We start from the raw sequence: 23399 nt of genomic DNA, 5'->3' as shown, positions 1-23399 counted from the left end.
GGCGGAGGACGGCGGTGCTGACGGGGGTCTGGGCGGATCTGGCCGACCTGGTGCTGCCGGCCGAGTGCGCGGGTTGCCGCGGCACCGGACTGCCCCTGCGGCAGGGAGCCTGCGCGGCCTGCGCCGGGACGCTTCAGGCGCTGCGTCCGGGACCGGTCCGTCCCAGCCCCGCCCCGTTCGGCCTGCCGGACTGCGTGGCCCTCGGCGCGTACCAGGGTGAGCTGCGGGAAGCGCTGTTGTCGTACAAGGAGCGGGGGCGACACGGTCTGGCCCGGCCCCTGGGCGTGCTGCTCGCCGACGTGGTGGCGACGGCCCTCGGCGATCGGCGGCCGGTCCTGCTGGTGCCGGTCCCGGCGACCGCGCGGGCGGCCCGGGCCCGGCACGGCGACCATCTTCGCCGGCTGTCCCGGCACACCGCCGCCCGGTTGCGGGACTCCGGCTGGCCGGTGGCGGTCGCCCAACCGCTGCGCGCGTTGCCCCGGCCCGACTCCGCGACGCTGGACAGTGCCGGTCGGGCCCGGGCGGCGGCCAGCGCCTTCCGGCTCCGCGCCGGCCGGCTGCCGGCGGTCCGCCGGAGCGCGGCGGGGCGGGCCGTCGTGGTGCTGGACGACATCGTGACCACCGGAGTCACCCTCGCCGCGGTGGCCCGGCTGCTGGAGACCGCCGGCATTCCGGTGTACGCGGCGGCGCTGCTCGCGGCCACCACCCGACGAGGGCGTGGCTAACTCTCCGTACCACCGATTTCACCCTATCGTGCGATCCGTGCAAATCTTCTCGAATTGGTCTTGGTGACCGGGGTGACTGTCGGCCGGATTGGCGTTAGCGTCTTATTTATCGGGGGTATGAGGGGTGTTCCATCGCCCCTGGGGCACCTGGAAGGAGGCAGCCGTTAGCGATCCGGTCAAGCCGAGTGGACTTCCAGGGGCGGGCTGACCGGGATTTTTGTTTCTGCAGACTCTCCGATGGCGCAGGGAGGTCACGCATGGATATCGTGGTCAAGGGCCGTAACGTCGAGGTGCCGGATCATTACCGGGTACACGTAGCCGACAAGCTCGCGAAGATCGAGCGCTACGATCACAAGCTTATTCGGGTCGACGTGGAACTCTTTCACGAACGCAATCCGCGACAGTCCGATCACTGCCAGCGAATTGAGATTACCTGTATCTCCAGAGGTCCCGTAGTCCGCGCCGAGGCGTGCGCGAAGGACTTCTACAGTGCACTGGACGCCGCGATCGCGAAACTCGACACCAGGCTGCGTCGGGCCGCCGACCGCCGCCGCGTACACCGTGGCCGGCACGCTCCGGTCTCCGTCGCCGCGGCCACGGCCGGGCTGCCGGTCGCCGACTTCGGTTCCTCGGCGCTGGCCACCCTCACCGCACCCGCCCCGGAACGGTCGAACGGCAACGGCAACGGCCACGTCGCCGCCGAACCCGAGTTCGACGAGTACGACGACGCGCAGCCGTGGCACATCGCGCGGGAGAAGGTGCACCCGGCCGAGCCGATGACCGTCGACGACGCGCTGTTCCAGATGGAACTCGTCGGGCACGACTTCTACCTGTTCCTCGACAAGGAATCGGGCCGACCCAGCGTCGTCTACCGGCGTAAGGGCTACGACTACGGCATCCTGGCCCTGGCCAGCTGATCTCCGCCAGCGTTCCACCGGACCCGGCGGAGACCGGGTCCGGTGGACGTGTGTCGGTGCTGCCCGGCCCGCCAGGCGTTGCCGGGTGACCTGTTCCGGCTCAGCCGGGCGTTCCCGCCAGGGCGATGTCCTCGGGCAGCAGCGCGCCGCACCAGGCGTCGATCCGGGTACCCCGGTGGATCAGGGCGTGTCGGGCCGTCCCCTCGAAGGTGAAACCGGCCTTCTCGACGGCCCGGCGGGAGGCGGTGTTGCCCACGTTGGCCCGCCACTCGATCCTGACCATGCGCAGCGCGGTGAATCCCCAGGCGCAGACGGCGGTCACCGCGGCCGGGCAGTAGCCCCGACCCCGCGCCTGTGGGGCGACCATGAAGCCCAGGTTGCCGACCTGGGGGTCCGTGGACGACAGCCGCAACTCCATGACGCCGCAGTACTCGTCGGACTCGTCGGCGATCGCGAACACCGCTCCGGTGCCCCGGCGCCACACCGTCGGGCCGTGCTCGTGGACGAAGAACTCGGCGTCCGAGCGCTGGTACGGGTCCGGCACGGTGGTCCAGCGGATACTCTCGGGGTCGCGGCAGGCCCGGATGATCGGGTCCAGGTCGGGTTCGCCGAGCGGGCGGAGCCGGAGTTCCGTACCGTCCGAGGCCCTGGCGAACAGTATCGGTTGGGGCGAGCCGAAGACGGCGGCGTGACGTGCCGGTAGCGAGCCGGGACCGGCCGGGCCGGCGTCCGGGGTGTCGTCGGTCGGCGTGGTGGCCGCGTCCCCGGTCGGCGGGGTGCCCAGTTCTCCGGGCAACAACGAACCCACCCAGCCGTCCGGATCACCCTGCGGATGCGGTTGGGCGAGCCGGAGCCGTCCCTCGACCAGGAAGCCGGCCCGGAGGGCGACCAGTCGGGACGCGTGGTTACCGACCTCGGCCTGCCAGATGATCCGGCGCAGCCCCCACTGCGCGAACGCCCACCGGCAGACCGCCCGGGTGGCCCGGACGGCGACCCCCCGGCCACGGGCCCACGGAGCGGTCCAGTACCCCACCTCGGCCGACCGCAGCAGCGGGTCGATGGTGACCAGGCCGCAGGAGCCGAGGAGTTCGCCGGTGGCCGCGTCACAGACCGCGAACGGCGCTCCGGTGCCGGCCGTCCAGGCCTCCGGGGCGATCTTGGTCACGAAGTCGACCGCGTGTTCGAGCCGGTAGGGGGCGGGAACGGTGGTCCAACGCTGGATGTCCGGATCCTGGCAGGCCCGGTGTACGTCTTCGGCGTCCTCGGGACGCCACGGCCGCAGCAGCAGCCCCGCTTCGACGATCTCCACCTGGTGTGCCCGGTCGCTCTGGTCCATCCGGCCATCGTGCCGGAGGGTTCGCGCTGGGCGTAACCGGGTTTCGCAGCGGGAACGGCGACTATCGGGCGAATTGTCCGGCTCGCTCAACCTCGAGGGCGGCGCGACTGACAGTAGGGCCGATGATGCGCCTACGATGGTTCGGCAGACTGTCTAGGGGAGCGTTGATCCGTGTCGATTCTGGAAAAGGTCCTCCGCGCGGGCGAGGGGCGCATGGTGCGCCGGCTCAAGGCGATCGCCGCTGCCGTCAACTCGATCGAGGACGACTACGTCAACCTCACCGACGAGGAACTGCGCGGTCTCACCGACCAGTTCCGCGAGCGGCTGGCGGATGGTGAAACCCTCGACGACCTGCTGCCCGAGGCGTTCGCCACGGCGCGCGAGGCGGCATCGCGAGTGCTCGGCCAGCGCCACTACGACGTACAGGTGATGGGTGGTGCCGCGCTGCACTTCGGCAACATCGCCGAGATGAAGACCGGTGAGGGCAAGACCCTGACCTCGGTGTTGCCGGCCTACCTGAACGCGCTCTCCGGCAAGGGCGTGCACATCGTCACGACGAACGACTACCTCGCCGAGCGGGACGCGGCCTGGATGGGCCGGGTGCACGAGTTCCTCGGCCTGACCGTCGGGGTGATCCTGCCCAACCGGCCGTCCGCGGAGCACCGGCTCGCCTACGAGGCCGACATCACGTACGGCACCAACAACGAGTTCGGGTTCGACTACCTCCGGGACAACATGGCCTGGACCAAGGACGACCTGGTACAGCGGGGCCACAACTTCGCGATCGTCGACGAGGTCGACTCGATCCTGATCGACGAGGCCCGGACACCGCTGATCATCTCCGGCCCGGCCGAGCACTCCGCCCGGTGGTACTCGGAGTTCGCCGGGGTGGTGGCCCGGTTGCAGGCCGGCAAGGACGGCGCGGGCGACTACGAGGTCGACTACGCCAAGCGGACCATCGCGGTGACCGAGCGCGGCGTCGCCAAGGTGGAGGACCGGCTCGGCATCGACAACCTCTACGAGTCGGTGCACACCCCGCTGGTCGGCTACCTGAACAACGCGATCAAGGCCAAGGAGCTCTACAAGCGCGACAAGGACTACGTCGTGACCGAGGGCGAGGTCCTGATCGTCGACGAGTTCACCGGCCGGATCCTGCACGGCCGCCGCTACAACGAGGGCATGCACCAGGCGATCGAGGCCAAGGAAGGCGTGGAGATCAAGCAGGAGAACCAGACTCTTGCCACGATCACCCTCCAGAACTACTTCCGGCTCTACGGCAAGCTGTCCGGGATGACCGGTACGGCGCAGACCGAGGCCGGCGAGTTCAACAAGGTCTACAAGGTCGGCGTGGTGACCATTCCCACCCACCGTCCGATGATCCGGGTCGACCGGCCGGACGTGATCTACAAGACCGAGAAGGCCAAGTTCAACGCGGTGGTGGAGGACATCGCCGAGCGGCACGCCCTGGGACAGCCCGTCCTGGTCGGCACCGTGTCGGTGGAGAACTCCGAGATCCTGTCCCAGTTGCTGCGTCGCCGGGGCATCCCGCACGCCGTGCTGAACGCCAAGTTCCACGCCAAGGAAGCGGAGATCATCGCCCAGGCCGGCCGCAAGGGCGGCGTCACGGTGGCGACGAACATGGCCGGTCGAGGCACCGACATCCTGCTCGGCGGCAACCCGGAGTACCTGGCGAACACCGAACTGCGCCAGCGCGGCCTGGACCCGGTGGAGCACGCCGACGACTACGCGAAGGCGCTGGAGGAGATCCTGCCCCGGTGGAAGGATGCCTGCGACGCCGAGGCCGACGAGGTCTCCGCCGTCGGCGGCCTGTACGTGCTCGGCACCGAGCGGCACGAGTCGCGGCGGATCGACAACCAGCTGCGGGGCCGGTCCGGCCGGCAGGGTGACCCCGGCGAGTCCCGGTTCTACCTGTCGCTCCAGGACGAGTTGATGAAGCGGTTCCGGGCCGGTGCGGTCGAGGCCGTGATGGAGCGCTTCAACATCCCCGAGGACGTGCCCATCGAGTCCAAGATGGTCACCCGGCAGATCAAGAGCGCGCAGGCCCAGATCGAGGGTCAGAACGCCGAGATCCGGAAGAACGTCCTCAAGTACGACGAGGTGATGAACAAGCAGCGCCAGGTGGTCTACGCCGAGCGCAAGCGGGTGCTCGACGGCGAGGACCTGAACGACCAGGTCCAGCACATGATCGACGACACCGTCACCGCGTACGTGACCGGCGCGACCGCGGACGGCTACGCCGAGGACTGGGATCTCGACCAGCTCTGGACCAGCCTCAAGCAGCTCTACCCGGTCGGGGTCACCATCGAGGACCTCGTCGAGGAGTCCGGTGGCGAGCGGAACACCCTCGACGCCGACTTCCTGCTCGAGCAGCTCAGGCAGGACGCCTTCGCGGCGTACCAGCGGCGCGAGGAGGAACTGGGCAGCGAGGCGATGCGCCAGTTGGAGCGGATGGTGCTGCTCCAGGTCATCGACCGCAAGTGGCGCGAGCACCTCTACGAGATGGACTACCTCCAGGAGGGCATCACGCTGCGCGCCTACGCCCAGCGTGACCCGGTGGTGGAGTACCAGCGCGAGGGCTTCGACATGTTCGCCACCATGATGGACGGGATCAAGGAGGAGACGGTCGGCTTCCTCTACAACCTGGACGTCCAGGTCGAGGAGGCCAGCCCGGCTCCGGCTCCGGCCCAGTCGGGCCCGTCGCCGATGCCGATGAAGACGGATCCGCCGGTCGAGATCCGGGCCAAGGGCCTCGGGCGGGCACCCCGCACCCAGGGGTTGCAGTATTCGGCGCCGACCATCGACGGCGGAGCCCCGGCCACCGGAGGCGTGGCGGTGGAGCGCCCCCAGCAGCCGCAGGCCCCGGCGCTCGGAGTGGGCGGTCCGCCCGTACCTTCGTCGGCGTCCCGGCGCCCCGCCCAGGGGCAGGCCGCCGGTGGCAACGCGCCGTCCCGTAACGCGCCGTGCCCCTGCGGGTCCGGCCGGAAGTACAAGCGCTGCCACGGGGCGCCCGGCGGCGGCGCCTGAGCCGCACGGCCTGATCTACCCCGTACCCCGGTCGCCGTCGAGCGGCCGGGGTACGTCCGTCCGGTGACGCCGTCGTCCGCTGATCGACCGGCAGGTCAGAGCACCTCCACCGAGACACCGACCCAACTGCCCCGGCGGCGTTCGATCCGAAACGCCACCGCCCAGGTGCGCCCGGCGACACCGACCGCCGCGGCGGCCTCGGCGACACCCGGGCGCGGCTCGCAGACCCGGAGCCGCTGCAACCGTACGGTGCGGACCGGCTGACCTGGCCGGCTTCGGCCGCCGATCCGGGTGGCGGCGGAGGCGAGCTGCTCGACGATCCCGGCGGCCTCGGCCGGACTGGACAGCGGGCGGACGTGCCCGGCCGGGCGGTAGCCGTTGACGATTTCGAGGCAGGTGGCCAGGAACCGTCGCGCCGCATGCTTCGCCTCGGGGGTCGCGCCGGCGAGGGCCTCCGGCAGCGGCGCGACGGCGGCCGGTGCGGCGGTGGCCCCGCACTCCGGCGGGACCGGGCCGCCGGCCCGCGCGACGGGCACCGCCCGCAGGGGCCGGCGAGCGGAGACGGCGCGGGTCTGCTGAGAAGTGGTGGCGACCGGGCGGATCGTCGGCTCGGAGGTGGCGATCGGGCGGGGCGTCGGCTCGGGAGTGGCGACCGACCGGGTCGTCGGCTCGGTCGGCCGGTCGGGCCAGATCTCGGGGACGTACTCGTCGTCGAAGGGCGGATCGAGGGGCGGCACGGGTAGAAGTCGCACGGAGGGGCGAACGGGCGACCGGCTGCGTGCGAGGGGCATGACGAATCCTCCCGTGATCTTGCGTTTGCTTTCGTTTGCCTCCGACGCGGTAATTTGTAGCGGACTCACTGCCCGTCGTCAATGGCTCCCGTCGACCCGCCGATTCCGCCGGTCAGGTCGAGACCGTAGCGGTCCGGACCGACAACAAACGCCGGCTCGACCGAGGGCGGAGCCGGCACGGCAGGCGGCGGGTACGTCGGACCCGCCGGGAGGTCCGGCGGCGAGGGAGAACTACTCGGGTACCCGGTCCACCAGCGGGTTGCCGGCAACCCAGTCGGCGGTCTCGGCGTACTTGCGCGCGATGTACTCCTCCAGCCGGGCCCGTTCGACCCGCCACTGGCCGCGCCCACCGATCTTGATCGCGGGCAGTTCCCCGCTGCGAACCATGTGGTAGACCTGCGAGTCCGAGACGTTCAGCTCGGCGGCGACGTCGGACAGCAGCAGGAACCTCGGCTCCACAGGCGAACTCCCGGTCGGTAGACGGCGGTTGCCTTAGTTTGCCACCGACTGCGGCGTCGCCGCCTCCGCCGTCAGGTCCCGCCCGGCCAGCGGGCTGGAGTAGACCACGCTGGTGGTCACCGCGCCCAGCCCACTGATCCGGCCCGCGACCTGCTCAAGATGGCGCATGGACCGGGCGACGACCTTGAGCACGAAACAGTCCTCGCCGGTCACGTGGTGCGCCTCGACGATCTCCGGCGTGCTGTCGAGCAGCGCGTGGAAGGGCCGGTAGTTGCCGGTGGGATAGCGGAGCCGCACCAGGGCGAGGATGCCGAGCCCGACCCGCTCGGGGACGACCACCGCCCGGTAGCCGGAGATCACCCCCGCCTCCTCGAGTCGCCTGACCCGTTCCGTGACGGCACTCGGCGACATCGCGACCAGTCGGGCGAGATCGGCGAAACTGGCCCGCCCGTTGCGCTGGAGTTCGGTGAGAAGGCGCCAGTCGGTCGCGTCGAGTACCGGTGGATCAGCGGTCATGAGGGAAACATACCGTTGATCCAGCGGCCGATCGGCGCCATGGCCGTGCAGCGTCCGTTCCTGGAGCGCGCCTGCGGCCGTACCGTTTGGGCATGACGACGACCACCCCGAACCCGGTGCTGGCCACGCCGCCGGCCGCTCCCGACCAGGCCGCCGCCTGGTTCGCCGCCAAGCTGGCGGTGCAGACGGACGTCTCCGACGTGTACGCCGCGCTCGGCACCGACGAGCCGGGATTCGTCCTGGTGGACACACGTGACCTCGCCTCCTGGCGGCAGGGCCACATCGGCGGCGCGATCCATCTGCCCACCGGGATGATCCCGCTCCGCGCCGCCCGGTTGCTCGACCGGGCCGTTCCGGTGGTGACCTACTGCTGGGGGCCGGGCTGCGACGGCGCGACGAAGGCGGCCTACGCGCTGGCCAGCCGGGGCTACCAGGTCAAGGAGATGATCGGCGGCATCGAGTACTGGATCCGGGAGGGACTTCCGGTCCAGGTCGCCGACACCGGGACGGTGACCGGGGCGGTCGACCCGCTGACCGCCCCGGTGCGGCGCTGAGCCGAACGGGTGGTCGCGGGCCGTGGATCCGACCCGACACGGCCCGGGATCCGCTTCCGTCCGGTACGCGGTGGGTGTACTAGCGTCGCGGGTGTACCACAGGAACGGCGCCGGACATGATCAGGCGTTGGACGCGGCGGACCTCGCCGCGAGCGGGCGTCGAGCGGGGAGATCAGCGTGGCAGAACAGCTCGTCCGGGTGTACGTCCCGGCCACCGTGCCGATGCTCGCCGAATTGCGGCAGGAGGGGTGGATCCTCGCCCCGCACGGCCACGCGGTAACCCCTGAACTGCGGGAGTGGTACGCCGAGGGAGACGAGGAGGAGCTGGAGTACGTCGCCTTCACCCGGGCCGCCCAGGAGGCTCTGCGGCTGCTCCGCGCCGATCCCGGGGCCGCCCGGCGACGCGTGGTCGTCGCCGCGGACCTCCCGCCCGGGGCGGTACGGCGGGAGGACCTCGAACTCGGCTCCAGCACCGTACGGCTGACCGGCCGGATCGCGGTCGGTACGGTCGCCGCGATCCACGTGGACGGCGTCGACGCCGCCGACGACGTCGCGGCGGCGGCCGCCGTGGTCGAGCAGGCGTTGTCGGGTGACGAGGACGCGCAGTTCACCGTGGACGGGGCCGAGGACCACGAACTGGAGTGGTACGCCCCGACGGAACTCGACGCGTTCGCCGACCCGGCTCGCTGACTCCGGCTCGCTGACTCCGGCTCGCTCGCTACCGCTGGCCGACCCGCTGGCTGGCCGGCTCGGGGCGGTCGTCCGGCTCGACCCCGTCGTCCGGCTCGGCCCTGTCCCCGGCTTCGGCCCTGTCTCCCGTTCCGGCCCTGGCCGCCTCGTCAGGCCCGTCGGCAGCGGCCCTCGGCTCGGCACCGGGCTCCTCCGCCCGCTCTTCCGTGTCCCCGTCGTCGGCGACGCCGGCCTCCGGGTGCCCGTCGTCCGAGCCCCGGCCGTCCACGGCTCCGTCGTGGTCGGGGTCCCGCGGCTCGGGCGTCGTGCCGGTCATCGACTCCTCGACCGGACGGAGCGTACGGCCGAATGCGATGAGCGCGGTGAGCGCGCCGACGAAGAGGACGAGCATCCCGTGGATGATCCGCTCACCACCGAGCCAGTTCTGCCCAGCGCTGTCGGCCTCGCTGACCGCGCCGGCCAGCCGAAGCACCTCCGCGCCCGCGGTCCGGGTGAGGACCTCGGCGGTGAGCAGCAGCAAGCCGGCCCCGGCGCCCGCGATCAGGTATGCCGGCCCGCGCAGCGGGATCGCCGCACCGGTCCGGTCGGCGATCCGTCGGCCGGCCAGCCGCAGATATCCGAATGCGAGTAGTCCGGCCGCCAGCCCGCCGGCCAGCGACGATGTCCGGGAGAACCAGCGGAACGCGGTGAGCTGGGATGCCTGGGTGTCGCCCGAGCCGTAGAGCGACAGCAGCGGCTCCTGGTAGTAGCTCAGCGCGAAGCCGACCGCGAAGACGGCCAGCCCGGCGGTGACGATGGCGGCCACCACCAGCGTGCCCCGCAGTCCACCGGCGATCCCGCCGACGGTGGCCGCTGCCGCGGTGGTACCGGCGAGGACCATGATCGCCGAGCCGTCGCCGTAGCTGAGGGTCACCACCAGCGCGGCCAACAGCCCGGTGGCGAGTCCCGCGGCCAGCGCCGCGGCGAAGCGCGGGGTGCTGCGGCGGACGCCGAGGCGGGTCAGCAGGTTCGCCAGGGTGACGCTGACCGCGGCGCCGCTGACCAGGCTCGCCGAGATGACCCCGGGCAGGGCGTACGCGGCCGAGGTGATCGCCATCGAGCTGACCTCGGAGGAGGAGATCTCCGCCTTGGCCGACCAGAGCATCGCGGCCAGCCAACCCAGGGAGAGCAGGGCGAGCGCGACGGCACCGGGTGCCGCCACGGGTGGCGGGGCGGTGGCGGCCGGCGGCGACTCCAGGTCGACCGGCTGGTCCGGATCGGAGATCGCGGTTGTGCCGGACTCTTTCGTCATCATCTCCCCTTCAACAGGTGACCGGCCGCGTCGACGGGGCGGCGATGGGGGCTGCGGCCGGACCACAGCCGCCGGTCCCTCAGCGTACGCGGGCCGGTCCGAGCGGTGGCGTGGTGCCGGTGCGGACCGGTCGGGACGAACCTCGGCCGCGGGCGGCGCTGCCCGGGGGATGTGCGGGGGGCCACGAGGACGTACGGGCGATCGTGCGGAAGGGGACTGGCGGGCAGGGGAGCAGGGGCGACCATGAAAGGATTGGTGCAGGTCCCGCCCCCGTACCTCCGGTATCCCCGAGGGTCCGGGTCAGGGTGTTCGGCCGACCGGTCGGCACCGGTGGGTCCGATTTCGTCGACGTTGTCGAGATCGCCCAGGAGCATGCCATGGACGCCGTTCTCTCCGTACCCGAGCCGCACAACGAGCCGGTCCGCGACTACGCGCCCGGCAGCGCCGAGCGGGTCAGCCTGCAGCGCCGGCTCGGCGAGTTGGCCGCCGAGCGGCGGGACCTGCCGATGACGATCGGCGGTACGCAACGGATGGGCGCGGGTGCCGCGATCGACGTCGTGCAGCCGCACCGGCACCAGCACGTGCTGGGGGTCACCCACAACGCAACCAACGCGGATGCGCAGGCGGCGGTGACGGCCGCGAGGCAAGCCGCCCCGATGTGGCGTAATTTGTCCTTTGCGGACCGGGCTGCCGTTTTTCTCCGGGCTGCCGACCTGCTCGCCGGTCCCTGGCGGGACACGCTGAACGCGGCGACGATGCTCGGCCAGTCGAAGACGGCCATCCAGGCCGAGATCGACGCCGCGTGTGAGTTGATCGACTTCCTGCGGTTCAACGTCGCCTTCGCCCGCAAGTTGCTCGCCGAGCAGCCGATGTCGTCGAGCGGAGTGTGGAACCGGTTCGACCACCGGCCGCTGGAGGGCTTCGTCTACGCGGTCACGCCGTTCAACTTCACCGCGATCGCGGCCAACCTGCCGGCGGCGCCCGCCCTGGTCGGCAACACCGTGGTGTGGAAGCCCGCGCCGACCCAGCAACTCGCGGCGCACTTCACCATGCGGCTCTTCGAGGCGGCCGGCCTGCCGCCCGGCGTGATCAACATGGTCACCGGGGACGGCATCGCGGTCTCCGAGGTCGCACTGGCCGATCCCGACCTGGCCGGCATCCACTTCACCGGGTCGACCAAGGTGTTCCAGAAGCTCTGGCAGGGCGTCGGGGCGAACATCGCGAACTACCGGGGCTACCCCCGGCTGGTCGGCGAGACCGGCGGCAAGGACTTCGTCGTCGCGCACCCGAGCGCCGACGCCGACGCGCTGCACACCGCGCTGATCCGCGGGGCGTACGAGTACCAGGGGCAGAAGTGCTCGGCCGCGTCCCGGGCGTACGTGCCGCGCTCGCTCTGGTACGGCGGCCTGCGGGACCGGCTGGCGGCCACCGCCGAGGAACTGGCGTACGGGGACGTCACCGACTTCGGCAACTTCGGCGGTGCGGTGATCGACGCCAAGGCGTTCGCCCGGCACACCGCCGCACTGGACATGATCTCCACGGATCCCTCCTGCCGGATCGTCGCCGGTGGCACCGCCGACGACTCGGTGGGCTGGTTCGTCCGGCCCACCCTGTTCGAGTGCGACGATCCCGGGCACGACTCGTTCACCACCGAGTACTTCGGTCCGATCCTCGGCGTGCACGTCTACGACGACGCCCGCTTCGAGGAGGTGGTACGGCAGGCCGAGTCGATCGCGCCGTACGCACTCACCGGCTCGATCTTCGCCACCGATCGCCGGGTGGTCGACTGGGCCACCGAGACGCTCCGGTACGCGGCCGGCAACTTCTACATCAACGACAAGCCGACCGGTGCCGTGGTCGGGCAGCAGCCGTTCGGCGGTGCCCGGGCGAGCGGCACGAACGACAAGGCTGGTTCGTGGCACAACCTGGCCCGCTGGATGTCGCCACGGACGTTGAAGGAGACCTTCGCGCCGCCGACCGACCACCGCTACCCGCACATGGGCTGACCGGGCCGCCCGTCCGCATTGTGCCGGCCGTGTCCCGGTCCGCCACGATCCCGGGTCGGCCCGCTGGTCCCCGGTTCGTGCCAGGCCCCGCCGCGCCCGCCCACCACCCGATCTGATCGACTTAGCGTCACTCCCAGACAACGGAAGGTGCCCGACCGTCGACCGCGAGGGACGACGGACGGCGACCGGCCAGGGGGAGGAACGCGATGGATCGGGTGCTGGGCGGCCGCTACCGGCTCGTGCGGGAGGTCGCCTACGGAGCGATCGGGATCGTCTGGCGCGGGGTCGACCTGTGCGACGGTCAGCCGGTGGCGATCAAGATGCTGCGCCCCGAGGCAGCCGTCCGGCCGGACCTGGTAGCGGGCTTCCAGGCCGAGACGGATGTCGTCGCCGGCCTCGATCACCCGTGTCTGGTACGGCCCCGGGACGTACTCGGCCAGGGCCGGGAGCGTGCCCTGGTGATGGAGCTGATCGAGGGAGAGGACCTGCGTCGTCGGTTGCGGCGTACCGGGCCGGTTCCGCCGGCGATCGCGGCCGAGGTGGCGGCGCAGCTCGCCGGGGCGCTGGCGTACCTGCACCGACGGGGCATAATGCACGGCGACGTGAAGCCGGGCAACATCCTCGTGCCGGCAGACGGTGGACTGGTGCGGCTGGTCGACTTCGGGGCGGCCCGCCGGATCGGGGCGGACCCCGGCTGGCCGACCACCCAGGCGACCCCGGAGTACGTCGCGCCGGAGGTGATCGTGGGCGGCCCGGTCACCCCGGCCAGCGACGTCTACGCGCTCGGCATCGTGCTGTTCGAACTCGTCTCCGGACGCAGTCCGTACCGGGGCGGGCTGCCGGACCAGGTGCTCGACCGGCACCGCAACTGCCAGCCGGTGCCGCCGCCCGGCCTTCCGCCGCTCGTCTGGCAGTTCGTGGAGGACTGCCTGGCGACCGATCCGGCCCGGCGGCCCGACGCGGAGCGGGCGGCCGCCCGGCTGCGCGGGATGGAGCCGGCCCTGGACGGCATCACCGCGCTGCCCCGGCCAGCCGCCGACCAGGTCACGTGGTGGCCCCGGCGGGCCGGCGCGGCCACCGGGATCGCCCGGGTCGGCCGTCCGGGGCACGGACCGACGCATGCCGCGCCGGTCCCGCCCGCGCCGGCATCACCGGAGCGGACCGCCGGGGCGGCCGATGCGGCGTCCGTCGCGGCCCGGCGGCAGTGGTCGGGTTCGGCCGAGACCGACCCGGCGGAACCGTCGGCGGTCGCCGACCCGCTCGGAGGTGACCTGCTCGCTGTCGCCGGCCCGGCCGGAGGTGACCTGCGCGCCGTCGTCGGCCCGGCCGGCGCCGGGGGCTACCGGCGAGGTCGGCCGGAGGAGCGGGACGGTGCCGGTCGGCGTCGACGCTGGACCGCGATGCCGTTGCACACCGTGTTCCGTTCGGTGCGCCGACTCGGCTGCCTGCTCCGGAAACCGTGGACGGCGGAGTCGGTAGTCTCCGGTGGGCGAGGAGGTCCGGCCCGCAGCTTCCGGCAATCCGCCACATACCCGTTGAAAGTTTACTAATCTCCCCAATTGGCACATGCCGCGATGACGGCCGCACCAGGTCGGGCGGCCGGGCCGAACCGGGACCGACATGACCCGGGAGCGGTCGATCCGCAGGTGCTGTCCGGACGACCGGATCGCCCGCGCGGCCGGGTGCGCGGTGCGCCCCCGGGACGCCGGGCGGAGGCGTCCCACCGGATGCCCGGGGCGCCGCCGGCTCGCCCGCGCCCCCGAGGGCCATCCGGGCCCCATCCATTGATCGTCCTCACCCGACTGTCGGGCAAAGACAGTGCACAATGGAGGTCTTGATGGCACGGATAGTGCCAAATCCTGGACGCGACGCCGGCAAAGTGGCAGCGTGGAGGGCATGGCGGATACTGGTATCAACCCCACGGCAGCGGCTCTGCTCGGGCTGCTCCACGAAGGACCGATGACTGGCGGCCAGTTGATGGCCGCCGCCGAACGACGCTTGGCGCCGTACTGGTCGATGACTCGTAGCCAGGTGTACCGGGAGTTGCCGGCGCTGGCCGACCAGGGGCTGGTCCGGCTCGGCAAGCCGGGCCCCCGGTCCAGCCAGCCGTACGCGATCACGGCGGCCGGGAAACGGACATTCTCCCGCTGGCTCACCGAGATGCCCGGCCGGGACACGGTGCGAAACCCCACCGCGCTCCGGGTCGCCTTCGGCCCGCAGCACTCGGCCACCCAGATGCGCACGCTGGTCAGCAGCGCGAACGACTACCACACCGAGGCACTCGCGTCGGCCCGGGAACAGGCCCGGGACGCGAAGAAGGCCGGTGACTCGTACGGTGCCGCCGCGCTGGAGTTCGCGGTCGCGTACCACAAGGCGGCGCTGTCCTGGTTGAAGAGCGCCCCGGTCGGCTGACCTGGCCCCCGGCCGTGTGGTCGGGGCCGGGCCGGCGTCCGGCGGACGCGCCGGAGCGGTTCGTTGCCGGCGGCGACCAGGTCTCCCGGACGACCAGTACTCTTGACTGTCGTGACCGCTGCCGAGTACTCCGACCAACTTAAGGATCTTGACGCAACGCTGCGCAACATCGAGGCCGTCCTCGATGTTGATCGCCTGCGTCAGGCCAAGGCAGAGCTTGAGGAGGCGGCCTCCGCGCCGGACCTGTGGGACGACCAGGAGCGTGCCCAGCAGGTGACCTCCAAGCTGTCGTACGTCAATGGCGAGATCAGCAAGTTGGAAAGCCTGCGGGGTCGGCTCGACGACGCCCGGGTGCTGCTGGAACTCGCCGAGGCGGAGGCCGACTCGGGAGTGCTGGGCGAGGTCGAGACGGAGATCGGCGGGCTCACCAAGGCGATCCAGGAGATGGAGGTTCGTACCCTGCTGTCCGGGGAGTACGACTCCAGGGAGGCGCTGGTCGCGATCCGGGCCGGGGCCGGCGGGGTGGACGCGGCCGACTTCGCGGAGATGCTGCTGCGGATGTACCTGCGCTGGGCCGAGCGGCACGGCTACCCGACCGAGGTCTACGAGACCTCGTACGCGGAGGAGGCGGGCCTGAAGTCGGCTACCTTCGCCGTCAAGGTCCCGTACGCCTACGGCACGCTCAGCGTCGAGGCCGGCACGCACCGGCTGGTCCGGATCAGCCCGTTCGACAACCAGGGGCGCCGGCAGACGAGCTTCGCCGGGGTCGAGGTGCTGCCAGTTACTGAGCAGACGGACCATATCGACATTCCGGAAAACGATCTCCGGTTCGACGTCTACCGTTCGTCGGGACCGGGTGGACAGAGCGTGAACACCACGGACTCGGCGGTCCGGATCACCCACCTGCCCACCGGCATTGTCGTCACCTGCCAGAACGAGAAGTCCCAGCTCCAGAACAAGGCGTCGGCGCTGCGCGTGCTCCAGGCCCGGCTGCTGGAGCGCAAGCGCCAGGAGGAGCAGGCCAAGCTGGACGGTCTGAAGACCGACGCCGCCGGCTCGTGGGGCGACCAGATGCGCTCGTACGTCCTGCATCCGTATCAGATGGTGAAGGATCTGCGTACCGAGCAGGAGACGGGCAACCCGTCCTCGGTGTTTGACGGCGATCTGGACGGATTTATCGAGGCGGGGATCCGCTGGCGCAAGCAACGCCAGCTCGCCAGTGACGCCGCGTGAACACGGCTCGCGTCGACATAACTCCGGTGCGTCGATGACGGCGATCGTTTTCGTGTGCGGGGCGTGAGCAAAGCTCGACGCAGCGCAGGTTCGCCACAAATGTCGGTCGGACAGGCCGGGCTCCGCTCTTGGCCTTTTCGTTACGACGCGTAGACTCACCACCCGTGATTGAGCTTGAGCAAGTGACGAAGACGTACCCGAAGGCGTCCCGACCGTCGCTCGACAGCGTGTCGGTCTCGATCGAGAAGGGTGAGTTCGTCTTCTTCATCGGTCCCTCCGGTTCCGGCAAGTCGACAATCATCAAGCTGCTGCTGCATGAGGTGACTCCCAACAAGGGTCGGGTGGTCGTCAACCAGAAGGACGTCACCTCGATGCGCTCCTGGAAGATCCCGAACTTCCGGCGCTCGATCGGCTGCGTCTTCCAGGACTTCCGGCTGCTGCCCAACCGCACCGCGTACGAGAACGTGGCCTTCGCGCTCGAGGTCATCGGCAAGACCAAGGCGGTCGCCCGCCGGGTCGTGCCCGAGGTGCTGGAGTTGGTCGGGCTCGGCGGCAAGGAGCACCGGTACCCGCACGAACTCTCCGGTGGCGAGCAGCAGCGTGTCGCGGTGGCCCGCGCGTTCGTGAACCGGCCACTGATCCTGCTGGCCGACGAGCCCACCGGAAACCTCGACCCGGACACCTCGATCGAGATCATGCGCCTGCTGGACCGGATCAACCGCACCGGTACCACGGTCGTGATGGTCACCCACGACTCCAACATCGTCAACCAGATGCGCCGTCGTGTCATCGAGATCGAGAGTGGTCGCATCGTGCGTGACCAGGCCCGGGGCGTCTACGGCTGACGGGCTCTGCCGGGCTCGCCCGGATCGACCCCCCGATCCGAGCCGTCGCCCGGCCCTGAATCGACGATGAACGACTCCAGCGGAGATCCGGAAGGAACCCCCCGATGCGCTTGAAATACGTCCTGTCCGAGGTGATGGTCGGGCTGTGGCGCAACGTGACCATGACCATCGCGATGATCATCACGATGGCGGTCTCACTGACCATGCTCGGCGCGAGCGGCCTGATGTACCTCCAGGTCGACGCCATGAAAGACGCGTACTACAAGGACATCGAGGTGTCGATCTTCCTCGATGCCGGTGTGACCGAGGAGCAGCGGACCCAGCTCCAGACGGACCTGGATGCCAACCCGCTGGTCCGGGAGGTCAAGTACGAGTCCAGGGAGGAGGCGTTCGCGCGGTTCCAGAAGCTGTTCGCGGACTCCCCCGACCTCGTCAAGGCGGTGCAGGCCGACAAGCTGCCGGAGTCGTTCCGGGTCAACCTGGTCAACCCGGAGCAGTACCAGCAGATCTTCGACACCTACAAGGACCGGGAGGGCATCGACGACATCATCGACCAGCGTCGCCTCCTGGAGCAGATCTTCAGCATCCTCGGCGCGATCCAGAACATGGCCCTGGCGTCGGCCTCGGTGATGGCGATCGCCGCGCTGCTGCTGGTCGCGAACACGATTCAGGTGGCGGCCTACAGCAAGCGCCGCGAGGTGGCGGTGATGAAGCTGGTCGGTGCCTCGAACTGGTTCATCCAGGCCCCGTTCGTGCTGGAGGCCGTGGTGGCCGGTCTGCTCGGCGCGATCATCGGCTTCGGCGCGCTCGTGCTGGGCAAGATCTTCCTGCTCGACGGGTCGCTACGGGACCTCACCGATCTGCTGACCCCGATCGAGTGGAGCACCGTCCTGCTGATGTTCCCGTTCATGGCCGGGGTCGGTGGTCTCGTCAGCGCGGGCACCGCCTGGGTGACGCTCCGGTTCTACCTGAGGGTCTAGTTTCGTAGGTTCCATCGGCCGTCGGACCGTTCGCAGGGCCCCGGGCGCGCGAAAAGCGCGAGCCAGGGGCCCTGTGTCGCGAGGTAGCATTGCGCGGTTGTTCACGGAACGAGAGGGGTGTGGCGCCGATGCCACGGGAGAAGGGGCGCAAGGTCGTCGCCTCCAACCGCAAGGCGCGGCACGACTACGCCATCCTCGACACGTACGAGGCGGGCATGGCCCTGACCGGTACGGAGGTCAAGTCGCTGCGCGCGGGCCACGCGTCTCTGGTCGACGCGTTCGCCCAGGAGCGGGACGGCGAGCTCTACCTGCACGGCATGCACATTCCGGAGTACACCCAGGGGACCTGGACCAACCACGAGCCCCGGCGTACCCGGAAGCTGCTGCTCAACCGTCAGGAGATCAGCCGGTTGATCGGGAAGCTGCGGGAAACCGGTCTCACCCTGGTGCCGCTGTCGGTCTACTTCTCCGACGGCTGGGCCAAGGTCGAGATCGGACTGGCGAAGGGCAAGAAGTCGTACGACAAGCGCCAGGATCTGGCCAAGCGGGACGCCGAGCGGGAAATGCTCCGGACGGTGGGGCGGCGCGGCAAGGGCATGGAGTGACCGTTCCGACCCGCTGAGCAGATCAGGCCGGCTGTCGGGATCGTCCCCGGAGGCGCCCTGTGACGCGGGTTACCCATGGCTGTCCGGTACGACGGCGTGGCGGGCCGGTATCTGGAATGAAGTCGGCGGGGCGAGGCGTTACGCTTGGGGTGGCCACCGGAAGGGTGGTCGCGACTCCACCGGTGCGATCATCGGCCGGTGCGATCCAGGGGGTGACTGGTTTCGACTTCGTACGTTGCGGCAGGGGAAGCGAGCCGAGGAAGCCGACGTCGTCTCGAGAATCGGTCGTCGGAAACTTATAAGCGCCAAGCACAATCGCGCTGACTTCGCTCTCGCCGCCTGAGGCGAGTAGCAAGTCTGTCGGCCTGGGAGCGCCTTCGACCCAGATAGCCGGCATCAGCTAGAAGGCTGGCCAACCGAACCCGGTCGCGGGGTTCGCGCGGCGAGATTAATCAGCGACTGGGCCCGTCACACCGACTCGCTCGCGTGATCGGAGGGGCCGAGTAGAGGCATAGCGAGCTGCGCTCGGAGAAGCCCTGGTAAGGCGACGAAGGACCCGGGTTCGATTCCCGGCACCTCCACGAATCGCTGGCTGCGCCCCGGTCCACCAGGACCGGGGCGCAGCCGTTTCCGTATCTCCCGTCGCCGCCTCGGGACGGAAGCCGTTGCGGTCGGGTCGGCCGCCGGTTGTGGTCCGGGAAGGGCGTCTGTGGCCCCTGTGATAAACGGGACGGATGGGGCCAACGGGTCAGATGAGCCGCCCCGGAGGGGTGGACAGCCCGCCGCAGAGGGCCGCACCATCGGGCTACAACACGACAGGTGCCGTTCTGCGGGAGGTGTCATGACGACCAACCCGATCCAGCACCAGCCGGAGGTGGCGTCGCTGCGGGCGGCCAGACGCCACCGGGCCGCACTGCTCGGCGAGATCCACTTCCTGGAACAGGCACTCGCCGCGCCGGCCCGGGACCCGGGGTGGCGACACCGGGTCGGTGACCGCCTGGGCGGCCTGCGTGGGGCATTCACCGAGCACATGGTGGTGACCGAAGGGCCGGAGGGGCTCTACGCGGAACTGTTGGACCACGCACCCCGACTGGCTCGCGGCGTACATGTGCTGATCCGGGAACACGCCGCCGTGGAGGCCACCATGACCGCCCTGCAACGTCGGGTGGACCGGCCCGAGATCACCGTCTCCGAACTGCGCGACTGGACCACCGACCTGCTCCGGGAACTGTCCCGGCACCGGCAGCGCGGCGCGGACCTGGTCTACGAGGCGTACCAGACGGACATCGGTGGCGAGACCTGACCGGGAGTCGTCGCGTCGTCGCGTCGGTTCGGTGGATTCGGGCGCCCGGGGTCAGGGCAGTTCGATCGGCAGTTTGATGCCGTCGAGGCTGTGCGGGCACGGACAGGCGCGTTCGGCGGACAGCCGGACGACCGCGTCGAGCAGGACCTCGCGCAGCCGGGCGGTGTTCTCGCCGAAGACCCGGAAGACCTCCTCCTGGGTCACCCCGTGCCCGCCCTCGACTCCGGCGTCGAGGTCGGTGACGAGCGCGACGGCGGTGTAGCAGAGCGCCAGTTCGCGGGCGAGCACCGCCTCGGGGTGCCCGGTCATGTTGATGACCGAGCCACCGATCGAGGAGTACCAGCGGGACTCGGCCCGGGTGGAGAACCTCGGCCCCTCCACCACCACCATCGTGCCGCCGTCGTGCGCGTCGATCCCGTGCCCGGCCGTCGCGGCCAGCACGGTACGACGGCCGACCGGGCAGTACGGATCCGCGAACGAGACGTGTACGGCACCCCGGTCGTAGTAGGTCTGGGCCCGACCACTGGTCCGGTCGACGAGCTGGTCGGGGACCACGAAGGTGCCGGGGCCGAGTTCCGGCCGCAGGCCGCCGACGGCGCACGGGGCGAGGATCTGGCGTACCCCGATCGCGCGCAACGCCCACAGGTTCGCCCGGTACGGAATCAGATGCGGCGGGTAACGATGATCACGTCCGTGCCGGGGCAGGAAGGCGACCGACCGGCCGCCGACCCGCGCGATGGTGATCGCGTCGGAGGGCGGCCCGTACGGCGTCTCGACCCGGTGCTCGGTGGCGTCCGCCAGCAAGGCGTACAGGCCGGATCCGCCGATCACAGCGACTTCTGCCTGCGGATGCATGGCCTGCCTCTCTCCTCCGACGGGGCGGATTGCCGGGAAAGCGCTCTGTGGACTAGCCCAACAGACCTTAACCAGCGCCAGTTCCGCAAGCTATGGTGCGTGGCATGGCGTTTACTGCGCGCAGGATCACTACCGATTCTGCGGATCCGGCCGGGCCGGTGAAGGTCCGAGTCGTGGTAACCGACTGTCCGACGCGTCGGCGATCCGGGGAGCGGTCCGTGGTCCTCGGGCCGGCCGAGTAGCGGTGGCTGGCGTGTTCGGCGAGGGGCAGGCGATCGGGGGACGGTCAATGGAGTCGATGACCGGGCAGCTTCTGGTCGCGACCCCTGCGCTGAAAGACCCGAACTTCGACCGGACGGTGGTCCTGCTGGTTGCCCACGAGGCGGGTGGCGCGCTCGGGGTGGTGCTCAACCGGGCCACCGAGGTGCCGGTCTCCGAGGTGCTCGGCGCCTGGGGCGGACTGGCCCGGGACCCCGCCGTGCTCTTCGAGGGTGGCCCGGTGCAGCCGGAGTCGGCGATCTGCCTGGCCCGGATGCGTACGCCGACCCAGCGGGTGAAGGGCATCCACCAGGTCTCCGGATCGGTCGGCACGGTGGATCTCTCGGTGGACCCCGACCGGCTCCGGGACGCGGTGACCGGAATCCGGGTCTTCGCCGGCTACTCGGGCTGGTCGCCAGGGCAGGTGGAGGAGGAGGTCGCCCGAGGGTCGTGGTTCGTCCTGGACGCTCTGCCGGGCGATGCCTTCATGGAGCGGCCGGACGATCTGTGGCCGATGGTGCTGCGCCGGCAGGGCGGGATCATGTCCGCGGTCGCACACTTCCCGCCGGACGTGCTGCTGAACTGAGGCCCGCGGCACGGCAGCCCCTCGGATGACCGGGACCGGGCGGGTGTGTACTATTGCGCGGGTGCCCGGGGAACCGGGCAGGTAGGTAAGCAAGGGGCCGTGGCGCAGCTGGTAGCGCACCACACTGGCAGTGTGGGGGTCAGGGGTTCGAGTCCCCTCGGCTCCACCCTTGCGGAAGACATGGGGGTAGCCCTGGTCGGGAGTGATCCCGAGGAACCAGGGCTACCACTGTCTCAGGGCGTCGAATCCCCGTACGTGCCAGATCTGTGCCAGATCAGGCGGCGACCTTGCTCCTTGCCTCCTCGATCTTTGCGTCCTGGGCCGCTGCCTTCTCCGTTCCGACGCCCCTGATGGGGCAGGCGACCCGGGCCAGCGACCGCAGGCAGTCGGCGGTCAACATGCCGGTTCCGGTGCCAGCGGGTGCGCCGACCCGAGAGTTGCCGACACCGGCACCGCCGCCGGGTCCCCCCTCGTTGTCGAGTACGGCGTTGGAATGTGTCGGGCGCGACGGAGCCTCGGCCGGCCGTCACCGGCCGGCTGGGGCTCCGCGTTGGCACCGACGGGCGGCTTGCCGATACGCGAACTGCCGGGCGAGCCTGATTGCGGCGTGGTCCGGCAGTCGAATGCTGCGGTGTCCTCAGTCCGACATCGCCACGAGCACGCGGCGGGATCCCTCGAACGGGCGCCGGCCGTGGGCGACGAGGATGTTGTCGATAAGCATCAGGTCGCCGGGGCGCCAGGGTACGTCGACGGCCAGCTCCAGGCCGCGGGCCTGGATGTGCTCGATGTAGCTGTTCGGGATGGGTGACCCGTCGGCGAACGTGGCGTGCTGCGGGAACTCGTCGGGCTCGAGGATGTCGTAGAGCTCCGATGCGGTCTTGTCGCCGAGCCCGGCCGGGTGGAACTGATCTGCCTGGTTGAACCAGACCTCGGTGCCGGTGAGCGGATGCTTCACGGTGGCCGGGCGGCGCTGGATGATACGGATGCCCTCCGGGCCCCATTCCCACTCTGATTCGGTGCCCTCGAGGAACCGTTCGACGTCGGCCCGGTCGTCCGTCTCGAAGGTGTCCATCCAGCTCTTTCCGAGGCCGTACCCGTCATGCAGGTTCTGCACGTAGCGAACGCCGCCGGCGAACGCCTCGCGTACCTCGTCGTCGAGCGAGTTCAGCCACAGCTCGCCGTCCAGTACCGGCGTGGCGCCACCGCTCTCCGGCGCGATCTCGCAGAAGAAGACCAGGCGCTTCGGCCAGTGGTGGGCGTAGCTCATCTCGTTGTGCATGGAGATGGTGAACTGTTGCGGGTATTCGGTGGAGGTGTAGAGGTTGCCGCCGACCTTGGTTCGGGGGGAGTTGCCGTGCACATACGGCAGGCGGCCCGGTACCACCTGGTCGAGTACCGGTTCGATGGATCCCGGTGTCACACCGAAGCCGCGGAAGACCACCGCCCTCCGGTCGGCCAGCAGTTCGGTCAGTCCGTCCTGGCCCTGCGCGGTGAGCCAGCCGACGAGGTCGGTGCCGATGGCGTCGCTGGTGATCTCGTACGGCAGCCAGGTGTCAGCCATGGCATTCATCGATGCCCTCCAGTTGTGGACGATGGGTGGCGGGTGGTGCGGTGCCGAAGCACGGTCTCGCCATTGCCCGACCGTTCATGGGACCGCCGGATACCGTCGGTCCGCACGTAGGTCACGTGTTCTCCCCGGGAACAATTCCGCCGACGGTACCGAACCGGCGCGGAAGCCTACTATGTCACCGGAACTCCGAGTGTGGTCAATACCGTGCGCGTTCGCCGCGCACCGCAGCCGGCCGGAAACGTCGAGGCGGGATCGGCATCTTCTGTTCAACCGTGTCGCCGCGCTGTTTGCACGGAATACTGCGTCTCGTCGGGCCGAGTACCGGGCGGTGGCCGCAGACGCGGCGGTGGCGGTGGCCCGGGAGCGTCCCGGGAGGAGGTGACTGGCCGGTTGCCTGCGGGGTGGTCACCGGCCTCGACCGC

The 23399-nt window shown here is 70.4% G+C and carries 22 protein-coding genes, 1 tRNA gene and 1 other RNA gene; 16 read left to right on the top strand and 8 right to left on the bottom strand.

Going from position 1 to position 23399, the window contains the following annotated elements:
- The first annotated feature begins 14 nt into the window (after positions 1–14).
- Complete coding sequence (locus ACFP2T_RS00195; RefSeq protein ID WP_377415964.1) at positions 15–725, top strand: ComF family protein; 711 nt, start codon at positions 15–17, stop codon at positions 723–725.
- Between the two features lie 257 nt (positions 726–982).
- Positions 983–1642: a ribosome hibernation-promoting factor, HPF/YfiA family gene (gene hpf / locus ACFP2T_RS00190; RefSeq protein ID WP_377415962.1), complete on the top strand. Its 660-nt coding sequence runs from the start codon at positions 983–985 to the stop codon at positions 1640–1642.
- 100 nt (positions 1643–1742) lie between these two features.
- Here hpf and ACFP2T_RS00185 read toward each other — a convergent pair whose 3' ends face one another.
- Entirely contained in the window at positions 1743–2978 is a 1236-nt protein-coding gene (locus ACFP2T_RS00185; protein ID WP_377415960.1) for a GNAT family N-acetyltransferase, read from the bottom strand.
- Between the two features lie 171 nt (positions 2979–3149).
- Here ACFP2T_RS00185 and secA point away from each other — a divergent pair, with 171 nt between their 5' ends.
- Positions 3150–6023 (top strand): preprotein translocase subunit SecA, encoded by a 2874-nt coding sequence (secA, locus tag ACFP2T_RS00180; RefSeq protein WP_377415958.1) that lies wholly within the window; start codon positions 3150–3152, stop codon positions 6021–6023.
- A 95-nt stretch (positions 6024–6118) separates the two neighbouring features.
- Here the strand turns inward: secA and ACFP2T_RS00175 are convergent, their stop codons facing one another.
- The 3 genes from ACFP2T_RS00175 to ACFP2T_RS00165 all read right to left on the bottom strand — a co-directional run bounded on the left by ACFP2T_RS00175 (position 6119) and on the right by ACFP2T_RS00165 (position 7789).
- The gene (locus tag ACFP2T_RS00175) at positions 6119–6760 is read right to left on the bottom strand and encodes an Rv3235 family protein (RefSeq protein WP_377415956.1); all 642 of its coding nucleotides are present in this window, start codon (positions 6758–6760) and stop codon (positions 6119–6121) included.
- Between the two features lie 285 nt (positions 6761–7045).
- Complete coding sequence (locus tag ACFP2T_RS00170; protein WP_377415954.1) at positions 7046–7273, bottom strand: helix-turn-helix transcriptional regulator; 228 nt, start codon at positions 7271–7273, stop codon at positions 7046–7048.
- Between the two features lie 33 nt (positions 7274–7306).
- Positions 7307–7789, bottom strand: a complete 483-nt coding sequence (locus ACFP2T_RS00165) for an Lrp/AsnC family transcriptional regulator (protein ID WP_377415952.1) — start codon at positions 7787–7789, stop codon at positions 7307–7309.
- A gap of 92 nt (positions 7790–7881) precedes the next feature.
- On the opposite strand from ACFP2T_RS00165, the gene ACFP2T_RS00160 reads away from it, so the two are divergent.
- Entirely contained in the window at positions 7882–8343 is a 462-nt protein-coding gene (locus ACFP2T_RS00160; protein ID WP_377415950.1) for a rhodanese-like domain-containing protein, read from the top strand.
- A gap of 177 nt (positions 8344–8520) precedes the next feature.
- On the top strand, positions 8521–9033 hold the full coding sequence (locus tag ACFP2T_RS00155; protein ID WP_377415948.1) for a DUF6912 family protein: 513 nt from the start codon (positions 8521–8523) through the stop codon (positions 9031–9033).
- 28 nt (positions 9034–9061) lie between these two features.
- On the opposite strand, the gene ACFP2T_RS00150 is transcribed toward ACFP2T_RS00155, so the two are convergent.
- Positions 9062–10324, bottom strand: coding sequence for a hypothetical protein (locus ACFP2T_RS00150; RefSeq protein WP_377415946.1), 1263 nt, complete (start codon positions 10322–10324; stop codon positions 9062–9064).
- Positions 10325–10701: 377 nt separating this feature from the next.
- On the opposite strand from ACFP2T_RS00150, the gene pruA reads away from it, so the two are divergent.
- The 9 genes from pruA to ACFP2T_RS00105 all read left to right on the top strand — a co-directional run bounded on the left by pruA (position 10702) and on the right by ACFP2T_RS00105 (position 19708).
- Entirely contained in the window at positions 10702–12330 is a 1629-nt protein-coding gene (gene pruA / locus ACFP2T_RS00145) for an L-glutamate gamma-semialdehyde dehydrogenase (protein ID WP_377415944.1), read from the top strand.
- 206 nt (positions 12331–12536) lie between these two features.
- Entirely contained in the window at positions 12537–13880 is a 1344-nt protein-coding gene (locus ACFP2T_RS00140) for a serine/threonine-protein kinase (RefSeq protein ID WP_377415942.1), read from the top strand.
- Between the two features lie 346 nt (positions 13881–14226).
- On the top strand, positions 14227–14742 hold the full coding sequence (locus tag ACFP2T_RS00135; RefSeq protein ID WP_377415940.1) for a helix-turn-helix transcriptional regulator: 516 nt from the start codon (positions 14227–14229) through the stop codon (positions 14740–14742).
- A gap of 111 nt (positions 14743–14853) precedes the next feature.
- Positions 14854–15975, top strand: a complete 1122-nt coding sequence (prfB, locus tag ACFP2T_RS00130) for a peptide chain release factor 2 (protein ID WP_377415938.1) — start codon at positions 14854–14856, stop codon at positions 15973–15975.
- A 164-nt stretch (positions 15976–16139) separates the two neighbouring features.
- Positions 16140–16820: a cell division ATP-binding protein FtsE gene (gene ftsE, locus ACFP2T_RS00125; RefSeq protein ID WP_196200938.1), complete on the top strand. Its 681-nt coding sequence runs from the start codon at positions 16140–16142 to the stop codon at positions 16818–16820.
- Positions 16821–16924: 104 nt separating this feature from the next.
- Entirely contained in the window at positions 16925–17800 is an 876-nt protein-coding gene (ftsX, locus tag ACFP2T_RS00120) for a permease-like cell division protein FtsX (protein ID WP_377415936.1), read from the top strand.
- 128 nt (positions 17801–17928) lie between these two features.
- The gene (gene smpB, locus ACFP2T_RS00115; protein WP_377415934.1) at positions 17929–18405 is read left to right on the top strand and encodes an SsrA-binding protein SmpB; all 477 of its coding nucleotides are present in this window, start codon (positions 17929–17931) and stop codon (positions 18403–18405) included.
- Positions 18406–18613: 208 nt separating this feature from the next.
- Positions 18614–18989, top strand: a transfer-messenger RNA (tmRNA) gene (gene ssrA, locus ACFP2T_RS00110).
- 257 nt (positions 18990–19246) lie between these two features.
- Entirely contained in the window at positions 19247–19708 is a 462-nt protein-coding gene (locus ACFP2T_RS00105; RefSeq protein WP_377415932.1) for a hypothetical protein, read from the top strand.
- 51 nt (positions 19709–19759) lie between these two features.
- On the opposite strand, the gene ACFP2T_RS00100 is transcribed toward ACFP2T_RS00105, so the two are convergent.
- Positions 19760–20563 carry an S-methyl-5'-thioadenosine phosphorylase gene (locus ACFP2T_RS00100; protein ID WP_377415930.1) on the bottom strand — a complete coding sequence of 268 codons (804 nt, stop codon included), beginning with the start codon at positions 20561–20563 and terminating at the stop codon, positions 19760–19762.
- 289 nt (positions 20564–20852) lie between these two features.
- Between ACFP2T_RS00100 and ACFP2T_RS00095 the strand changes: the two genes are divergently transcribed.
- Positions 20853–21407, top strand: coding sequence for a YqgE/AlgH family protein (locus ACFP2T_RS00095; protein WP_377417788.1), 555 nt, complete (start codon positions 20853–20855; stop codon positions 21405–21407).
- Positions 21408–21500: 93 nt separating this feature from the next.
- Positions 21501–21573: transfer RNA gene (locus tag ACFP2T_RS00090), tRNA-Ala, on the top strand.
- A 108-nt stretch (positions 21574–21681) separates the two neighbouring features.
- On the opposite strand, the gene ACFP2T_RS00085 is transcribed toward ACFP2T_RS00090, so the two are convergent.
- Together ACFP2T_RS00085 and ACFP2T_RS00080 are read right to left on the bottom strand one after the other, a co-directional pair.
- Positions 21682–21807 carry a hypothetical protein gene (locus tag ACFP2T_RS00085; protein WP_377415928.1) on the bottom strand — a complete coding sequence of 42 codons (126 nt, stop codon included), beginning with the start codon at positions 21805–21807 and terminating at the stop codon, positions 21682–21684.
- A 237-nt stretch (positions 21808–22044) separates the two neighbouring features.
- Positions 22045–22977: a TauD/TfdA family dioxygenase gene (locus ACFP2T_RS00080; protein ID WP_377415926.1), complete on the bottom strand. Its 933-nt coding sequence runs from the start codon at positions 22975–22977 to the stop codon at positions 22045–22047.
- Between the last annotated feature and the right edge of the window lie 422 nt (positions 22978–23399).

It is taken from the genome of Plantactinospora solaniradicis (assembly GCF_042658085.1).
Classification (GTDB): Bacteria; Actinomycetota; Actinomycetes; order Mycobacteriales; family Micromonosporaceae; genus Plantactinospora; species Plantactinospora solaniradicis.
The sequence above is the reverse complement of the archived record's forward strand: the minus strand, read 5'-3'. Positions and strand labels throughout refer to the sequence as shown.

Bases quoted from the DNA above. Each gene is read 5' to 3' on its own strand.
- ACFP2T_RS00100 (WP_377415930.1), bottom strand. From the start codon at position 20,563: ATGCATCCGCAGGCAGAAGTCGCTGTGATCGGCGGATCCGGCCTGTAC.
- ACFP2T_RS00135 (WP_377415940.1), top strand. From the start codon at position 14,227: ATGGCGGATACTGGTATCAACCCCACGGCAGCGGCTCTGCTCGGGCTG.
- ACFP2T_RS00080 (WP_377415926.1), bottom strand. From the start codon at position 22,977: ATGAATGCCATGGCTGACACCTGGCTGCCGTACGAGATCACCAGCGAC.
- hpf (WP_377415962.1), top strand. From the start codon at position 983: ATGGATATCGTGGTCAAGGGCCGTAACGTCGAGGTGCCGGATCATTAC.
- ACFP2T_RS00085 (WP_377415928.1), bottom strand. From the start codon at position 21,807: ATGTTGACCGCCGACTGCCTGCGGTCGCTGGCCCGGGTCGCCTGCCCC.
- pruA (WP_377415944.1), top strand. From the start codon at position 10,702: ATGGACGCCGTTCTCTCCGTACCCGAGCCGCACAACGAGCCGGTCCGC.
- ACFP2T_RS00165 (WP_377415952.1), bottom strand. From the start codon at position 7,789: ATGACCGCTGATCCACCGGTACTCGACGCGACCGACTGGCGCCTTCTC.
- smpB (WP_377415934.1), top strand. From the start codon at position 17,929: ATGCCACGGGAGAAGGGGCGCAAGGTCGTCGCCTCCAACCGCAAGGCG.
- ftsX (WP_377415936.1), top strand. From the start codon at position 16,925: ATGCGCTTGAAATACGTCCTGTCCGAGGTGATGGTCGGGCTGTGGCGC.
- ACFP2T_RS00140 (WP_377415942.1), top strand. From the start codon at position 12,537: ATGGATCGGGTGCTGGGCGGCCGCTACCGGCTCGTGCGGGAGGTCGCC.
- ACFP2T_RS00105 (WP_377415932.1), top strand. From the start codon at position 19,247: ATGACGACCAACCCGATCCAGCACCAGCCGGAGGTGGCGTCGCTGCGG.
- ACFP2T_RS00185 (WP_377415960.1), bottom strand. From the start codon at position 2,978: ATGGACCAGAGCGACCGGGCACACCAGGTGGAGATCGTCGAAGCGGGG.
- ACFP2T_RS00150 (WP_377415946.1), bottom strand. From the start codon at position 10,324: ATGACGAAAGAGTCCGGCACAACCGCGATCTCCGATCCGGACCAGCCG.
- ACFP2T_RS00160 (WP_377415950.1), top strand. From the start codon at position 7,882: ATGACGACGACCACCCCGAACCCGGTGCTGGCCACGCCGCCGGCCGCT.
- ACFP2T_RS00095 (WP_377417788.1), top strand. From the start codon at position 20,853: ATGGAGTCGATGACCGGGCAGCTTCTGGTCGCGACCCCTGCGCTGAAA.